Raw genomic sequence first — 14,532 nt, 5'->3', positions numbered from 1 at the left:
CCCTCCCCCGGCCCGCGGGCCGGGGGGCGCTTATCTTGCGGTACGTGCGGGCAACGCCGGCCCTGCTAATGTTGTTGTGGGGGGCGTTCTCGTGGGCGGACGTGTTGCGGACCCCCCCGACGACGTCGCTTCCGGTGTGGCTCAAGGGAATCCTGCACCCGGCCGACGCGGAGCTCGCGGCCGGGCTCGGCACGGGGATCTTCGTGTCCAACCACGGCGGCCGCCAGCTCGACGTCGTGCCGGCGGCGCTGGACGCGTTGCCCGCGGTGGCCGACGCGGTCGCCGGACGGGTGCCGGTCGTGCTGGACGGCGGTGTCCGAAGCGGAGGCGACATCGCACTGGCCATCGCGCTGGGGGCATCGGCCGTCGGGATCGGCAGGCCGGTGCTCTGGGGACTCGCCGCCGACGGGTCGGCCGGGGTGCGCCGGGTGCTCGACGTGCTGCACGACGAGTTCACGCACGTCCTCGCGCTGTGCGGAGGCCGGCTCAGCCGCGACATGGTGGTGGTCCGGTGCTGAGCGGGCTGGTGGTCGCGTTGCGCGCCAAGGTGTTCGAGAAGGTCAACGGCGACAACGCGATCACCGTCCCCAACGACCAGGTCGGCCCCGACCGGTTCGAGGAGCTCTACGGCCACCCGGCCGCGAACGGCCGCAGCAAGGGCGCCGGGCTGTCGGACCTGTTCTGGTACTGGCTCTCCCCCGGCCCCGAAGTCCACCAGGAACACCTGGAAGCCGGGCCGCGCTACGACGACGTCGCCCGCACGACGCGTGGATTCCTCGCAGGGCCTGGCGATGAGCTGTTCGACGCGGCGACCCGGTGCACCCGGCACGTGCTCGACGAGGTGCTCACCGGACCGGTGACGCGGGTCCGGTTGCGCGACCTGATGATGCCGGTGTGGGCCGAGTACTTCTACGAGCTGGTGTTCGGCGAACCGTGCCCCCGCGCGGCACGTGACCTGATCGTCGCGCACGCCGACGACGTCGTGACCTCGTTGAAGTGCACCGGACTGCGCCACCCCGCCCGCCGCGCCCGCCTCACCCGGTACCTGGCGGGACGGCTCGCCGACGTCCGGCACCCGCTGCCGCGGACCCTGTCCGAGCCCGAGCAGGTGCACTACCTGCAGGGCACGTACTTCAACACCGCCGTCGTGCAGATGTCCGAGGCGATGGCGCACCTGCTGCTCGCGCTCGCCCAGCACCCCGACGTCGCGAAACGGATCGGCGACGACAGGTACTTCGCCCACGTGCTCGACGAGACCTTCCGGCTCTACCCGTTGTTCGGCATCGCGCACCGCATCACCACCGCCGACATCCAGCTGGACGAGCACACGACGTTCCCCGCGGGTTCCGTGCTGTGCTTCGACTACCCCGCCTACCACGCGACCGGCTACGCCAACCCGGACGAGTTCGACCCCGGCCGCTGGGAGCACACCGCCACCCGCCGCGAACACCACATCCCGTTCGGCGTGGCCACCAACCGCCCCTGCCCGGCCTGGCGACTCGCCCCGATCATCATGCGCGCGGCCACGAGAGAAGTGCTGCGCCGCGTCACACTGCACTCCTCCGCGTCCCACACCCGATCGCTGCCCAACCGCGGCCCGTGCCTGCTCGTCCGCGACGGCTCCGTCCCCCACCGGCAGCTCACCCGGATGCGCATACGGGACCGCTGGGAGGACGTCTGGCGCAGCGTCGTCCAGCTCGTCCTCGGCACGGTCATGGTCCTGCACGCCCACCGCCTGAAACCGGCGAAGCGCTACTTCGACACGCAGGGTTGCCCGGCCCGGCACTGACCCCAGGAGGTCCCGGTGAACCAGATCCACTTCGCGTTGCAGGTCTTCGCCGCACTGGCGGTGGTGCTCGCGGCGACCACCGTGTGCGGGCGGCTCGCCATGCTCGTCAGGCAGCCCAGGGTCGTCGGCGAGATGGTCGCCGGCGTGCTGCTCGGACCCGCCCTGCTCGGCGCCGTGGCACCCGGCGTGCAGGCCCAGCTCTTCCCCGCCGACGTCAAAAGCACCCTGTACGTGCTGAGCACGATCGGCCTGACGTTCTACATGTTCCTCGTCGGGTCCTCTTTGGACCACGGCCTGACCACCGGGCCCAACGCGCGCAAGGCCTCCGTGCTCGCCGTGTCCGGCATCGTGCCGACGTTCCTGCTCGGCGCCGGCACCGCGGTGATCTTCTTCGACTCGCTCAGCCCCAAGGGGGCGAGCCTGTGGGTGTTCACGCTGTTCGTCGGCGGCGCCCTGTCGATCACCGCGTTCCCCATGCTCGCCCGGATCCTGCAGGAACGCGGCATCGCCAACACCCCGATCGGCGGACTCACCCTCGTCGCCGCGGCCATCGACGACGCCGTGGCCTGGGCGTTCCTCGCACTGATCATCGCCGTCGGCGCCTCCGGCAGCGCGTCCGGCGCCCTCCGCACGATCATCGGCGCGGCGATCTTCGCGGGCCTCATGCTCACCGTCGGCCGCAAGTGGCTCGCCAAGCTCGGCGAACGCGCCGAACGCGACGGCAAACTCAGCCGCGACCTGACGGCCGTCATCCTGCTCGTGGTGCTGCTGGCCGGTTGGTTCACCGACTACATCGGCGTCTTCTCGGTGTTCGGCGGCTTCATCACCGGCCTCGCGATGCCCAAGTCGGCCGTCGTGCGCCACGAGCTCGAAACCAAGCTCACCGACCTCAACTCGATCCTGCTGCTGCCCGTGTTCTTCGCGTTCAGCGGCCTCAACACCCAGGTCTCCGGCTTCGGCGCGGGCGGGCGGCTGTGGTTCCCGCTCGCCGTGATCATGCTCGCCGCGTTCGCCGGCAAGTACCTCGGCTGCGGCCTCGTCGTCCGTGCGCAGGGCTACTCCTGGCGCTACGCCTCGGCCGTCGGCGGCCTGATGAACGCGCGCGGCCTGATGATCCTCATCTTCATCAACATCGGCCTGGCGTACGGGCTGGTGACGCCGGAGATGTTCGCGATCCTCGTCGCCGTCGCGATCGTGACCACGGCCGCCGCGATGCCGATCTACCGCGCTTCACTGCCCGACCACCTGGAGGCCCGAGCGGACGTCAAGCCGACTCCCGCGCCAGTGCGGTGAGCCGGCCGACGACCTCGGCGGGTGCCGGCAGCCGAGCGATCTCCCCCGCCACCTTCACCGCGACGTCCCGCACCGCCGGGTCGTCGAGCAGCAGGCCCGCGGCCTCGGCGACGGCGTCCGCGGTGATCTCCTCCCCCAGCAGCTTCTTCGCCGCGCCCGCCTCGGTCAGCGCGTCCGCGTTCACGAACTGGTCCGCACCCTGCGGCAGGACCAGCTGCGGCAGGCCGGCCGCCAGCGTCCCGAGCACCGTGCCGGTTCCGCCGTGGTGCACGACCAGCTCCGCCCGCCGCAGCACCTCGGCCTGCGGGACGAACCCCGCGACCCGCACGTTCGCCGGCACCTCGCCGAGCAGCGCCGGGTCGCCTGGTCCGACCGCGACCAGCACCTCGACCGGCAGGCGCGCGAGGCCGTCGACCGCGGCCCGCAGCACGTCCGCGGCACCGAACGCCACCGTGCCGAGCGTCAGGTAGACCAGCGGCTTCCCGGACGTCAGCTCCGGCATCGGCACGTCCAGGTCGAACGGCACCGGCCGCTGCCTGATCACCCGCGGCAGCTTGGCGACCTCCGGATCGCGCACGGCGTCCGGCCAGATGTCGATCGCGGTGTCGCCCAGCATCAGGTCCGCGGGTTCGTCACCGTCCCACATCCACGCCATCTCCGCGGCCGCCATCTCCAGGATCGCGGACGGCATCGACCTGCCGATCACGTGCGACACGAACGGGACACCGGCCTCCCGCGCGGCCTTCGCGGCGCCGACGTCGCTCTGTTCGTAGACCACCAGGTCCGGCCGGAGCCGCGGCAGCAACGGCGCCAGGTCCGCGACCGTCGCCCGCGGCAGCACGTCGGCGAACATCGCGATCAGCATCGTCACGACGTCGGCGTCCCCGTGCCGCCTGCGGGCCTCCGCCTCGGCCTCCCCGATGGAGACACCTGCCGGGTGCGCTTCGAAGCCCAGGTCACGCACCTTGCCGACGAAGCTCGGGCCGGTCGAGAAGACGACGTCGTGGCCCGCGTCCCTCGCCGCTCGGGCGAGCGGCATCAAGGGGAACAGGTGTCCGTAGGCCGGTCGGCACGAGAAGAGGATGCGCACTTCCCAGAGCCTACGCAGAAGATAAGTTTCAGTCTACACTGAAGTTATAGAGATTATGAACGCTGGGATAGGCTCGGCCGATGGACGGTGATCGGCAGAACCGGGTGCGCGCGGCGTTCGACGACTTCTTCGCCCCTGCCCCGCCACGGTCGCGGAGCTGGGTGCTCGACCTCTTCCGGCACACGGCCGCGACCGTGCCCGCGTACCGGAAGTTGTTGCGGGAGAACGGGATCGAGCCCGCGACCATCGAGACCTTCGCGGACTTCCAGCGGTTGCCGTTGCTCGACAAACCGAGCTACCACGAGCGGTACCCGCTGCCCGAACTGTGCCGGAACGGGACGCTGGCGGGCTGCGACATGATCGCGGTGTCGTCCGGGTCGAGCGGCCGGCCGACGGTCTGGCCGCGGGCGCTGGAGGACGAGCTGCACGTGGCGCGGCGGTTCGAACAGGTGCTGGTGGACGGGTTCGGCGCCGATGAACGGTCGACGCTGGCCGTGGTGTGCTTCCCGCTGGGCACGTGGGTCGGCGGGTTGTTCACGCAGGCCTGCGTCCGGCATCTGGCGGCCAAGGGGTGCCCGATCACGGTCGTGGCGCCGGGCAACAACAAGGCCGAGATCCTGCGGGTGCTGCCGGAGCTCGCGCCGCACTTCGAGCAGGTCGTGCTGCTCGGCTATCCGCCGTTCCTCAAGGACGTCATCGACTCCCCCGGCGTGGACTGGGCGGCGCACCGGATCAAGCTGGTGCTGGCCGGTGAGGTGTTCAGCGAGCAGTGGCGGGACCTGGTGTCACAACGGGCGGGCATCGCCGATCCCGTGCGCGACGTCGCTTCCCTTTACGGCACAGCGGACTCCGGGGTGCTGGGCAACGAGACCGCGCTGTCGGTGGGCATCCGGCGGTTCTTCGCCCTCAGGCCCGACCTCGCGCGTGAGGTGTTCGGCGACTCGCGGCTGCCCACGCTCGTGCAGTACGACCCGGCCAGCCGGTTCTTCGAGGTGCACGACGGGACGCTGGTGTTCACCGCGGACGGCGGGATTCCGCTGATCCGGTACCGGATCGCCGACGAGGGCGGTGTTTTCACGCACGACGAGCTGCTGGCGTTCTGCGCCGAGCACGGCTTCACTCCTCCGCCCGGACCGGAGCTGCCGTTCGTGTTCCTTTTCGGACGGTCGCTGTTCACCGTGTCGTTCTTCGGCGCGAACGTGTACCCGGAAAACGTGACCGTCGGGCTCGAACAGCCGGGTGTCAGTGACGCGGTGACCGGGAAGTTCGTGATCGAGTCGGTCGAGGACGCCGACCGCGACCGGACGCTGCGGATCACCGTGGAGACCGCGCCGGGACGAACCGCCGACGCACGGGCCGTCGCGGAGTCGATCAGGGACCAGCTCGTGCGGCTCAACAGCGAGTTCGCGCACTACGTCCCGGCGGAACGGCAACTGCCCGAGGTGGTGCTGCGGCCCGCCGGCGATCCCGAGTACTTCCCCGCCGGCGTGAAACACAGGTACACCCGACGGTCGTGAAATGAGGTTTTGCGGCACGACGCAATAGCTTTTCCAGACTTCCTCTCCCCGCTTAGGGTGACGTCGGCCGAATTCATTCACAGGGTGAGGGAGGAATCCTTTGAGGTTCGTTCGGCGTGTTTTCCTGGCGTTGGTTCCGGTCGCGTTGCTCATGGTCGTCGGGGTCGCGGCTCCGAGCGCGCAGGCCGCTCCGGTCGCCCCGGCGGCGGCCGCGGTGGGCGCGGTGGGCGCGGCCTACGACACCGAGACGGGTCAGGCGCTGGCCGCCTGGGACTGCAACACCGGCAACGTCTGCTTCTGGAACGGCTTCGGCGGCACCGGCGGCCGCTGCATGTGGGACGTGGCCGACCCGGACTGGACCAGCGGCACCGTCAAGTGCTCCTGGGCGACGACCAAGGAGGTCAAGTCCGTCTACAACCGCGGCACGTCCTCGTCGTTGACCGGCGTCGTCTTCTACCGCAACACCGGCTACAACGACCGGATCGGCTGTACCAGGCAGGGGCAGAAGGGCGATCTGGCCGGCACGTACCAGGTGCGGTCGCACCAGTGGACCAACGGGCGCTGCGGCTGACCCGTCGACCACTCCAACCGGGCGCGGGGCAATGGCCTCGCGCCCGGTTCTCGTTGCGGAATTCGGCGGAGTGACACGGCAGGTAATGTTTCCCACGGTGACCTGGCCTGGGGAGGTTGCTGTGTTGCGCATCCATTTTTCCACCGGTGATCTGGAGCGTACGCAGATAGCAGAAAGGGTGGATCCGCTCTGGGAGATGGTGTTCAGCCGGCTGCGGCTGACCGAAGGGAACAGCGGGGTTCTGCTGGAGCCCTGGCTGCGTGACGTCCGGCGCTGTCGCGACCGGCAGGTGGTCCGTTCGGGGGTGCGGCTGCTGTCCGTGCTGTCGCCGTTGGGCCCGTACTTCCCGGACTTCCTGACACCGCCGGAAGGCGCGGACGGTCTCGGTGCGGCGCTGGCCGCCATCCGGGCCACGCCGCGGCAACGGCTGCGCGAGGAGTTCAGGCTGCTCGCCGCGGTCAGCCCGACGCCGGGCTGGACCCGTCCGCTGGCGGAGGGCTGCGACGGCGCGCTCGCGGAGCTCACCGGGGCCCTCGCGCGGTACCACGCCGCGGTGATCGAGCCGTACAGCGACCTGATCGAGGAGGCGATCGAGACCGATCGGACGCACCGCAGCAGGGACGGTTCGGTCGAGAGCCTGCTGCACGGCATGTGGCCGTTGATGAACTGGCGGCCGCCGGTGCTGGAGGTCCAGTACGCCTGCGACCGCGATCTGCACCTGAACGGGCGCGGGTTGCGGCTGGTGCCGTCGTACTTCTGCCGCCGGACCCCGGTGGCGTTCGCCGATCCGGGACTGCCGCCGACCGTGGTGTACCCGGTGCACCACGACTGGACCTGGCAGTGGCAGCTCGCGAGTGGACGGCGCCAGCTTGGCGCGCTCGCCGCGTTGCTGGGGACCACGCGCTCGGCGGTGCTGGCTGCGGTGGGCACCGGAGCGACGACCACCGAGCTGGCCGAACGGCTCGGGGCTTCGCCTTCCGCGGTCAGCCGTCACACGACGGTGCTGCGGGAGGCCGGGCTGCTGACCACGGAGAGGCAGGGGTTGTCGGTGCTGCACCAGAGAACGGTGCTGGGATCGGCGTTGCTCGGCACCGGCTGACGTTCGCCGGGCGCGGGATCCGTGGCGGCTCCGGCCGCCACGGATGTCCACTGGTGTGGTGGCGGCCTACGACGAGATCGCGGACCGCGGCACCGGGGTGCACGCCGCGACCGTCCGCGAGCCGGGGTGGACACCCGTCGGCGTCGGCCTGTCCGCCGGGATGCTGCGCCACGCCGGATCCCTCCGCGGTGGTGGTCCGTCCCGGCTATCTCGACGGTCACTGGACGACGGAGTCGTGGACCGACCGGGGTCTGCGGGACAAGGTCGGCGCCTCGCACTGGCCGTTGCCCGCCCTGCTGAACGCGTTCCTCGACGCCGGTCTGACGCCGGCGCGGTTCAGCGAGGGAGGGACTCCGGTGCCGACCGTGCTCGCCGTCGCGTCCACAAAGCAACCAGACACGCTCCGAACGCCCCTGCGGTGAGCAGCACGTGGACCACGTCACCGAACCTCGTGGCGAACGTGATGTCCGATCGCAACGGCACAGAGTCGACCATCAGGTCGTCGGTGAACATCCCGGTCGACCGCACGACGCTGCCGTCCGGGCGCACGACGGCGCTCACGCCGCTGATCGCCGCGACGACGACGGCGCGGCCGTGTTCGATGGCGCGCAGGCGGGCCATGGCGAGCTGCTGGTAGGTCATCTCGCCGCGGCCGAACCAGGCGTTGTTGGTCGGCACCACGAGGACCTGGGCGCCGGCCGCGACACTCTCGCGCAGCACGCGGTCGTAGGCGACCTCGTAGCAGATGCCGACGCCGACACGGGCGCCCGCGACGTCCAGCACTCCAGGCTCGCTGCCCGGCCGCATGTCCTGCTGGTCGGCGAACGGGGTGACCAGGCGGGCCAGCGGGCGCAGCGGGATGTGCTCGGAGAACGGGACGAGCTCCTGCTTGGCGTACGACTGCCCCGGTCCGGTGCCGGGATGCCAGGCGACGACCTGGTTCTGGCCGTTGCGCAGGGCACCGACCAGCACGGGCACGCCCAGCGAGTCGACCGCGCGGTCGATCACCGGGTCGCGGTCGCGGGTCCTGGTCGCGCTTTCCGGCCACACCACCAGGTCCGGCTTCGGGATCGAGCCGCCGTGGATCAACGCCCCCAGCTCGGCGGTCTTGCGCAGGTGGTTGGCGCGCAACGTGTCCGAGGCGCCGAGCAGACCCAGTCCGAGGTCGGGGGCATTGCCCTGGACGACCGCGATGGTCCGCTGACCGTTCTGGGCCTCGACGGAGATCAGCGGGCCGGCCGCGAGCGCGAGGGCGAACGGCGGCACCGCCCAGGCGGCCCGCGGACGCGGCAGCCAGTGCGCCAGGCCGAAACCGGTCACGACGACCGCGAACGTCACCAGCGGAGCGCCGCCGACCACCGCCAGCTGTCCAAAAGGACCGTCCACTTGACCGAACGCCACCCGGCCCCACGGGAAGCCGTTGAACGGGATCAGGCCGCGCGCGGTTTCCTGCAGCACGAACAGCAGAGCCGCCCACACCGGCGCCGCGGGCAGCCGCGAGACCAGCGGGACGAGCGCGCAGACACCGCACACGAACAGCGCCATGAGCGCCGACAGGGCGAGCCACGGCCACGGGCCGAAGTCGTCACCCAGGAAGTGCTCGATCCACAGCAAGTGGGGCAGGAAGAACGTCAGCCCGAACACCAGGCCCAGGCCGGCCGCGCGGCGTGCCCCCGTCCGCCGAAGTGCGAGCCACAGCACGGCGAACGCCGGTACCGCGAGCCACCAGAGCGTGCGTGGCGGGAAGCTCAACGCGAGGGCGGCACCGGCCAGGACCGCGGCGCCGTAGCGGGCGAGGTCAGCTCTGCGCAACGGGCACCCGGCGCAGGAAGAAGGCGGCCCCACCGACCAGGGCGAGCCCGAGCGCGTAGGCCGCGACCAGTTCCGGCACGCGTCCGGAGAAGTTGCCCGCGAGCGGCGGCACCAGCAGGGCGAACACACCAACCAGCACGGCCACGCGCGTACGCCACGGACCCGCGGGCAGGCACGCCGCCAACGGCAGCACGGCCCACAGCAGGTACCAAGGCTGGATCACCGGGCCCAGCACCACGATCAGGCTCATCATCATTCCCAGCGCCGTCACCTCGGAGACCCCGCCGCGCAGCTGGCGCCGCAGCACCACCGCGATCCCGCACAGGATCAGCACGAGCCCCGCGATCCGTGCCGAGGAAATCATCGCTTGCCCGATTTCCGGGCCGAACACCGCACCCGCCAGATAACCCGGCCAGTTCGTCGGGGCCATCCAGCTGTTCACCTTCGACGGCGTCCCCAGCGCCTGCACCCAGCCGAACCCGGCTCCTCCGGCCAGCGACGTCACGACCGACAACGCGACGGCGGCCGCGACCATGCCCAGACCGGCGGTGACGAACCGGACCCAGCCACCGCCCAGCCGACGGGCGAGGGCGGTTCCGAGCACGGCGAGCGCGACCAGAGCGGGCAGCTTGACCTGCGCTCCCAGGCCGACCAGCACGACACCGGCGGCGAACTGCCACCACCTCAGGTCCGGGAGGGCCTGCAACGCGATCACGGTGCCGGACAGCATGAGGCCGAGCATCAACGCGTCGTTGTGCATGCCGCCGACGAGATGCCACAGCACCAACGGGTTCAGCACGCCCAGCCACAACGCCATCCGCGCGGACGTCCCGGCGAGCCGCGGCACCGCCCACACGACCAGCAGCAACCCCAGCACCGCGACCAGCCGGTGCAGCAGGACGCCCGCGACCGGGTCACCGCCGGTGAGGGTGGTGATCGCGCGTTCGACCGTGCTGAACAACGGCCCGTACGGCGACGGCGTGTCCCGCCAGTAGACCCCGACCCGTGCCACGGCCTCCGCGCTCGCGCCTGCCGCCGGGCTCACGACGTTCGGGTCGAGCCCGCGGGCCGCCACCTCTCCCTGGGCGAGGTAGCTGAACACGTCGGCGCTGAACAGCGGTGGCGCCACCAGCAGCGGCGCGCACCACCAGGCCAGCGTCCGGCGCAGCCACGACGCGTCCGGGGTGGCGCGGCCGAGCAGCGCCCAGGCCAGGACCACCAGCCCGGCGCCCGTGACGGCCAGGGCGAGCGCGAACGGCACCGCTCTGGCCGCCCACGCTCCCGCGGTCAGCAGCGCCGCACCGCCGAAACCCGTCCAGCGCAGCAGGTCCGGGGTTCCGGCGGTGAGCGGTGCGAGCTTGCGGTACGCGAGAGTCGACGGCATCTGCACGGAGGAGACAGTGCTTTCCGGACAGATCGTCACGCGTCCGACTGGGGTCGCGTTCCCGCGTACTACCAGAGGATGATCTTTTCCAGCCCTGAGTCGGTCAACCCGCGAAGTCGTGCGTCATCCACACAGTTCCCCTGGCGTCGCGGACCACGACGATGCCGACGCGCGTGAAGGACTTGCTCAGGATGTTCCTGCGGTGACCGTCGTTCGGCGGCTTCTCGTCGAGCATGCCCCGGGTCAGGTTGAGGGCCATCTTGGAGATCGCGTCGACGGTGTCCTTCACCGGACCGCCCATGCCGACATTCTCGCCGACCGTGCTCCACCTGACGCCCGCCGCCGTGTCGCGCTCCCCCAGGCCGCTCTCGCCGTCGCACTGGTGCGACAGCCCGCAGCCGTTGCTCATCATCGCCTTCGTGTGCCGGTCGGCGGCGGTGACCAGCGCCGGGTCCACGGTCAGCGCGGGCAGGCCCTGCGCCGCCCTGGCGTCGTTGATCATCGCGAGCACGCGTTCTTCCGGTGTGGCTACGCGCACGGGCTCCGGAGCCTGGGTCGTGGTCGTCGTAGTGGTGGTAGTCGTGGTTGGGGTGGTGGTTGTGCTGGTCGTGGACGATTCCGTGACGGACGACGAGGTGAACGTCGTGGGTGGCGGGGTGTTCGGGATCGCCACGGCAGCGGGCGGGTCCGAGGGGAACAGGACCACCGCGCCCACCACGCCGACCAGTGCGCACACCGCCGCCGCGCCCGCCACGGCCAGGACCGGCTTGGTGGAGGCGAAACCCGTCAGCCGCGCGACCGGGCCGGACGCCTCGGCGAGGTGAGCGGCGTGCACGACGGGTTCGAGCGCCGGTTCGTCGAGGTTCTCCAGCAACCGCGGCAGGTATCCCGCGGGCACGGTGAGCAGCGCGGCACCGGTCAGGATCCGTTCGACCGGCATCGCGTCGTCGACCCCGCGCCGGCACTGCCCGCACTCGTCGACGTGCCGCAGCAGCCGCTTGCGCCACAACGGGCTGGGCTGTCCGGACCACCCCTGCACCGCCTGCGCCAGCGCCGGGCACCGCGGCTCGGCCGACAACGCCCGCACCAGGTGCCGGACCGTCTCCAGGCGCCCCTTCAACCGGCTCAGCCGCACGGTCACCGCGTGGGCGCCGAGGTCGAGCGCGTCGGTCACCTCGGCGCGGGTCAGCTGCCCGACGCGTTCCAGCGTCCACAGCGCCAGCAGCTCGCGGTCGGCCGGGTCCAGCCATCGGGCGGCCTCGTCGACCTCCCGTCGTTGCTGGGCGAAGTGCAGCCTCGACAACGCCACCTCGACGAACTCGGCGCCCGGATCCGCCCGGTCGTACTCCTCCAGCGGCGCGGGGGCCAGGTCCCGCCGGCGGTGGTGCTCGCGGATCTGGTTGATCGTCACCGCGACCAGCCACGAGCGGAACCGCTCGGGCTCACGTAACGACCCGATGCCGCGGATGACGCGGAACATGGCGTCCTGCACGACGTCGTCGACGTCGGCGTCAGCGGACAGGGCTCTCCCGACGACGTTGTAGACCAGCGGTAGCGAAGCCGTGACGACCGCGTCGAGCGCCTCGCGATCACCGGCCTGCGCGGCGATCACCTGCTCCAGGTCCAAATGGCCCAGCCACTCCCGACCAGTCACGTCCAACACCCTCACCATCGCCGACGACTTCCGTGTGCCTTGGGAGACCGGGCAGTCTCACCTCAGGTCACAGAAACTGGGCCGAGAAGTGAGCCAGGTCACACGACTACTGTCCACGTGATGAGCGAAGTGACCCTGCGAGAGCTCGAAGACGCTGATCTGGACGCGTTGTTCGAGTTCATGCGCGACCCGGAATCGGTGTGGATGGCCGCGTTCACCGCGGAGGACCCCGACGACCGCGAGGCGTTCGACGCGCACATGCGCAAGGTGCGGGCTCGGCCGGACACCACGAACCTGGCGATCCTGGCCGACGGCCGGATGGTCGGCACCATCGCGAGCTTCGAGATGGAGGGCGACCTCGAGATCACGTACTGGATCGACCGCGCGGTGTGGGGTCGGGGCATCGCCGGCCGGGCGGTGCAGCTGCTGCTCGAACGCGTGACCGCCCGGCCGTTGCACGCTCGTGTCGCCAGCGACAACACCGGGTCGTTGAAGGTGCTCACCAGGGCGGGGTTCGAGGTCGTCGGCACGGACACCGGCTATGCGTCGGCTAGGAAAGCCGAGATCGAGGAGACGATCCTGCGTCTGGGCTGACGAACTTCTCCGTGCCCAGCACGCCGAGCAGCTGGATCTTGTCGAACGACTCGGTGCGCGGTGGCGCGGTGAGGACCAGCAGCGCCTGCGACTGGTCCTCGGTGAACAACGCCTGGCAGTCCACCTCGATCTCGCCGAGCTGCGGGTGGATGAGCACCTTGTGGTCCTCGAACCGCTTCGCGACCTCGTGCCGCTCCCAGATCGCGGTGAACTCGCTGCTTTCCCCGTGCAGCACGCGAACCAGCTCGCCCGCCCGCGACCTGGGTCCCATCGCGGCGTACGCGGCGCGCAGGTTCGCGACCTGGGCTCGGCTCTGCCGGTCGCGGTCGTGCTCGGGGTAGATCAGCCGTTCCCCGGGGTCGGTGAACCAGCGGTAGATCCCGCTGCGGGCGAGGCCGGTGAAGCGGGAGGAGTCGCCGTACAACGCCTCGGCGAACCGGTTCTGCACCAGCACCTCGCCGAGGCTGGACAGGATCAGCGCGGGCGTGTCGTCGAGCCGGTCGAGCACCCGTTGCAACGCCGGCGCCACGTGCGTGCCGGTGACCTGCGGCGAGGGGGCGTTGCGGCCGGCGACGAGGAACAGGTAGTCGCGCTCGTCATCGGTCAGCCTGAGCGCGCGGGCCAGTGAGGCGAGCATCTGCTCGCTCGGCTGCGGGCCGCGTTGCTGCTCCAGGCGCGTGTAGTAGTCCGTGGACATCGCGGCGAGCGACGCGACCTCCTCACGCCGCAACCCCGGTGCCTTCCGGCGCGCGCCCGCGGGCAGGCCGACGTCCTCCGGCCTGAGCTCTTCGCGGCGGCGGCGCAGGAAGGAGGCGAGCTCGACACGGTCCACCCGTCCAGTATGGAGGTGTTCCGCGCGCCAACCAGGGATCGCCGATCCCCCGATGAGCGCTCTCTGCCGCCCGATCCCGCGCTGCCGGAAGCTCGGTGCATGGACATCAGCGGAAACACCGTCTTCATCCCCGGCGCCACCAGCGGCATCGGCCTGGCGCTCGCTCTCGCCCTGCGGGAGCGCGGCAACACCGTGATCGTCGGCGGGCGGCGCACCGAGCTGCTCGACAAGATCGCCGCCGAGCACCCCGGTGTCGAGACCGTCCGGATCGACACCGCCGACGCCGAGAGCGTCCAGGCCGCGGCGAAGGACGTGCTCGCCCGCTTCCCGTCGGTGAACGTGCTGATCACCATGGCCGGCGTCATGCGGATCGAGGACTGGCACCGCCCCGAGACGTTCCTGCGGTCGGCCGAGAACATCGTGACGACCAACGTGCTCGGCCCGATCCGGCTGATCGCCGCGTTCGTCGAGCACCTCCAGACGCGGCCGGACGCCACGATCATGACCGTCTCCTCCGGTCTGGCCTTCGCGCCGCTGAAGGTGACGCCCAGCTACAACGCCTCCAAGGCCGCGATGCACATGCTCAGCGAGTCGCTGCGCCTGCAGCTGGCCGACACGTCGGTGCGGGTCGTCGAGCTGGAACCGCCGTCGGTGCGGACCGATCTGCTGCCCGGCCAGGCGGACAACGACCACGCCATGCCGCTCGACGAGTACGTCGCCGAGGTCGTGGAGATCATCGAGACGCAGCCGGACGTGCGGGAGATCCAGGTCGAGCGGGTGAAGTTCCTGCGCCACGCCGAAGCGCGCGGCGACTACGACCAGGTGGTGGCGGTGCTCAACGCCACCGACCCGCACGGGGACTAGTCACCCGCTGTCGTGGGTACCTCCGCTTCACGT

General features: G+C 71.0%; 13 protein-coding genes. 8 read left to right on the top strand and 5 right to left on the bottom strand.

Annotation, left to right across the window (positions count from 1 at the left end):
- Window positions 1-68: 68 nt before the first annotated feature.
- The 3 genes from ABZV40_RS38480 to ABZV40_RS38470 are packed head-to-tail and all read left to right on the top strand — an operon-like array spanning window position 69 to window position 3,082.
- Window positions 69-518: an alpha-hydroxy-acid oxidizing protein gene (locus ABZV40_RS38480; protein ID WP_355453582.1), complete on the top strand. Its 450-nt coding sequence runs from the start codon at window positions 69-71 to the stop codon at window positions 516-518.
- Window positions 512-1,789, top strand: coding sequence for a cytochrome P450 (locus ABZV40_RS38475; protein WP_355453579.1), 1,278 nt, complete (start codon window positions 512-514; stop codon window positions 1,787-1,789). The genes ABZV40_RS38480 and ABZV40_RS38475 overlap by 7 nt, the downstream gene beginning before the upstream one ends.
- A 15-nt stretch (window positions 1,790-1,804) precedes the next feature.
- Complete coding sequence (locus ABZV40_RS38470; RefSeq protein ID WP_355453576.1) at window positions 1,805-3,082, top strand: cation:proton antiporter; 1,278 nt, start codon at window positions 1,805-1,807, stop codon at window positions 3,080-3,082.
- Here the strand turns inward: ABZV40_RS38470 and ABZV40_RS38465 are convergent.
- Window positions 3,054-4,172, bottom strand: a complete 1,119-nt coding sequence (locus ABZV40_RS38465) for a glycosyltransferase (RefSeq protein WP_355453573.1) — start codon at window positions 4,170-4,172, stop codon at window positions 3,054-3,056. The genes ABZV40_RS38470 and ABZV40_RS38465 overlap by 29 nt on opposite strands.
- An 80-nt stretch (window positions 4,173-4,252) precedes the next feature.
- Here ABZV40_RS38465 and ABZV40_RS38460 point away from each other — a divergent pair, with 80 nt between their 5' ends.
- The 3 genes from ABZV40_RS38460 to ABZV40_RS38450 all read left to right on the top strand — a co-directional run bounded on the left by ABZV40_RS38460 (window position 4,253) and on the right by ABZV40_RS38450 (window position 7,359).
- The gene (locus ABZV40_RS38460; RefSeq protein ID WP_355453570.1) at window positions 4,253-5,689 is read left to right on the top strand and encodes a phenylacetate--CoA ligase family protein; all 1,437 of its coding nucleotides are present in this window, start codon (window positions 4,253-4,255) and stop codon (window positions 5,687-5,689) included.
- Window positions 5,690-5,789: 100 nt separating this feature from the next.
- On the top strand, window positions 5,790-6,260 hold the full coding sequence (locus tag ABZV40_RS38455; RefSeq protein WP_355453567.1) for a peptidase inhibitor family I36 protein: 471 nt from the start codon (window positions 5,790-5,792) through the stop codon (window positions 6,258-6,260).
- Window positions 6,261-6,438: 178 nt separating this feature from the next.
- Window positions 6,439-7,359, top strand: a complete 921-nt coding sequence (locus ABZV40_RS38450) for a helix-turn-helix domain-containing protein (RefSeq protein WP_355453565.1) — start codon at window positions 6,439-6,441, stop codon at window positions 7,357-7,359.
- Between the two features lie 336 nt (window positions 7,360-7,695).
- On the opposite strand, the gene lnt is transcribed toward ABZV40_RS38450, so the two are convergent.
- From lnt to ABZV40_RS38435, 3 genes are all read right to left on the bottom strand, one after another.
- Window positions 7,696-9,171 carry an apolipoprotein N-acyltransferase gene (gene lnt / locus ABZV40_RS38445; protein ID WP_355453562.1) on the bottom strand — a complete coding sequence of 492 codons (1,476 nt, stop codon included), beginning with the start codon at window positions 9,169-9,171 and terminating at the stop codon, window positions 7,696-7,698.
- Window positions 9,158-10,555 carry a polyprenol phosphomannose-dependent alpha 1,6 mannosyltransferase MptB gene (gene mptB, locus ABZV40_RS38440; protein WP_355453594.1) on the bottom strand — a complete coding sequence of 466 codons (1,398 nt, stop codon included), beginning with the start codon at window positions 10,553-10,555 and terminating at the stop codon, window positions 9,158-9,160. Before mptB ends, lnt begins: the two co-directional genes overlap by 14 nt.
- Window positions 10,556-10,658: 103 nt before the next feature.
- Window positions 10,659-12,209: a sigma-70 family RNA polymerase sigma factor gene (locus tag ABZV40_RS38435; RefSeq protein ID WP_355453559.1), complete on the bottom strand. Its 1,551-nt coding sequence runs from the start codon at window positions 12,207-12,209 to the stop codon at window positions 10,659-10,661.
- A 120-nt stretch (window positions 12,210-12,329) separates the two neighbouring features.
- On the opposite strand from ABZV40_RS38435, the gene ABZV40_RS38430 reads away from it, so the two are divergent.
- On the top strand, window positions 12,330-12,803 hold the full coding sequence (locus tag ABZV40_RS38430; RefSeq protein WP_355453556.1) for a GNAT family N-acetyltransferase: 474 nt from the start codon (window positions 12,330-12,332) through the stop codon (window positions 12,801-12,803).
- Here ABZV40_RS38430 and ABZV40_RS38425 read toward each other — a convergent pair.
- Window positions 12,760-13,635 (bottom strand): helix-turn-helix transcriptional regulator, encoded by an 876-nt coding sequence (locus tag ABZV40_RS38425; RefSeq protein ID WP_355453553.1) that lies wholly within the window; start codon window positions 13,633-13,635, stop codon window positions 12,760-12,762. The two genes, ABZV40_RS38430 and ABZV40_RS38425, sit on opposite strands and share 44 nt — an antisense overlap.
- A 99-nt stretch (window positions 13,636-13,734) precedes the next feature.
- Between ABZV40_RS38425 and ABZV40_RS38420 the strand changes: the two genes are divergently transcribed.
- On the top strand, window positions 13,735-14,499 hold the full coding sequence (locus ABZV40_RS38420; protein ID WP_355453550.1) for an SDR family NAD(P)-dependent oxidoreductase: 765 nt from the start codon (window positions 13,735-13,737) through the stop codon (window positions 14,497-14,499).
- Window positions 14,500-14,532: the final 33 nt, after the last annotated feature.

It is taken from the genome of Lentzea sp. NPDC004782 (assembly GCF_040609115.1).
Lineage (GTDB): Bacteria > Actinomycetota > Actinomycetes > Mycobacteriales > Pseudonocardiaceae > Lentzea.
This window is presented reverse-complemented; position numbering and strand designations above follow the sequence as displayed.

Coding starts and splice junctions, on each gene's coding strand:
- ABZV40_RS38480 (WP_355453582.1), top strand. CDS start 69: ATGTTGTTGTGGGGGGCGTTCTCGTGGGCGGACGTGTTGCGGACCCCC.
- ABZV40_RS38460 (WP_355453570.1), top strand. CDS start 4,253: ATGGACGGTGATCGGCAGAACCGGGTGCGCGCGGCGTTCGACGACTTC.
- mptB (WP_355453594.1), bottom strand. CDS start 10,555: ATGCCGTCGACTCTCGCGTACCGCAAGCTCGCACCGCTCACCGCCGGA.
- ABZV40_RS38430 (WP_355453556.1), top strand. CDS start 12,330: ATGAGCGAAGTGACCCTGCGAGAGCTCGAAGACGCTGATCTGGACGCG.
- ABZV40_RS38420 (WP_355453550.1), top strand. CDS start 13,735: ATGGACATCAGCGGAAACACCGTCTTCATCCCCGGCGCCACCAGCGGC.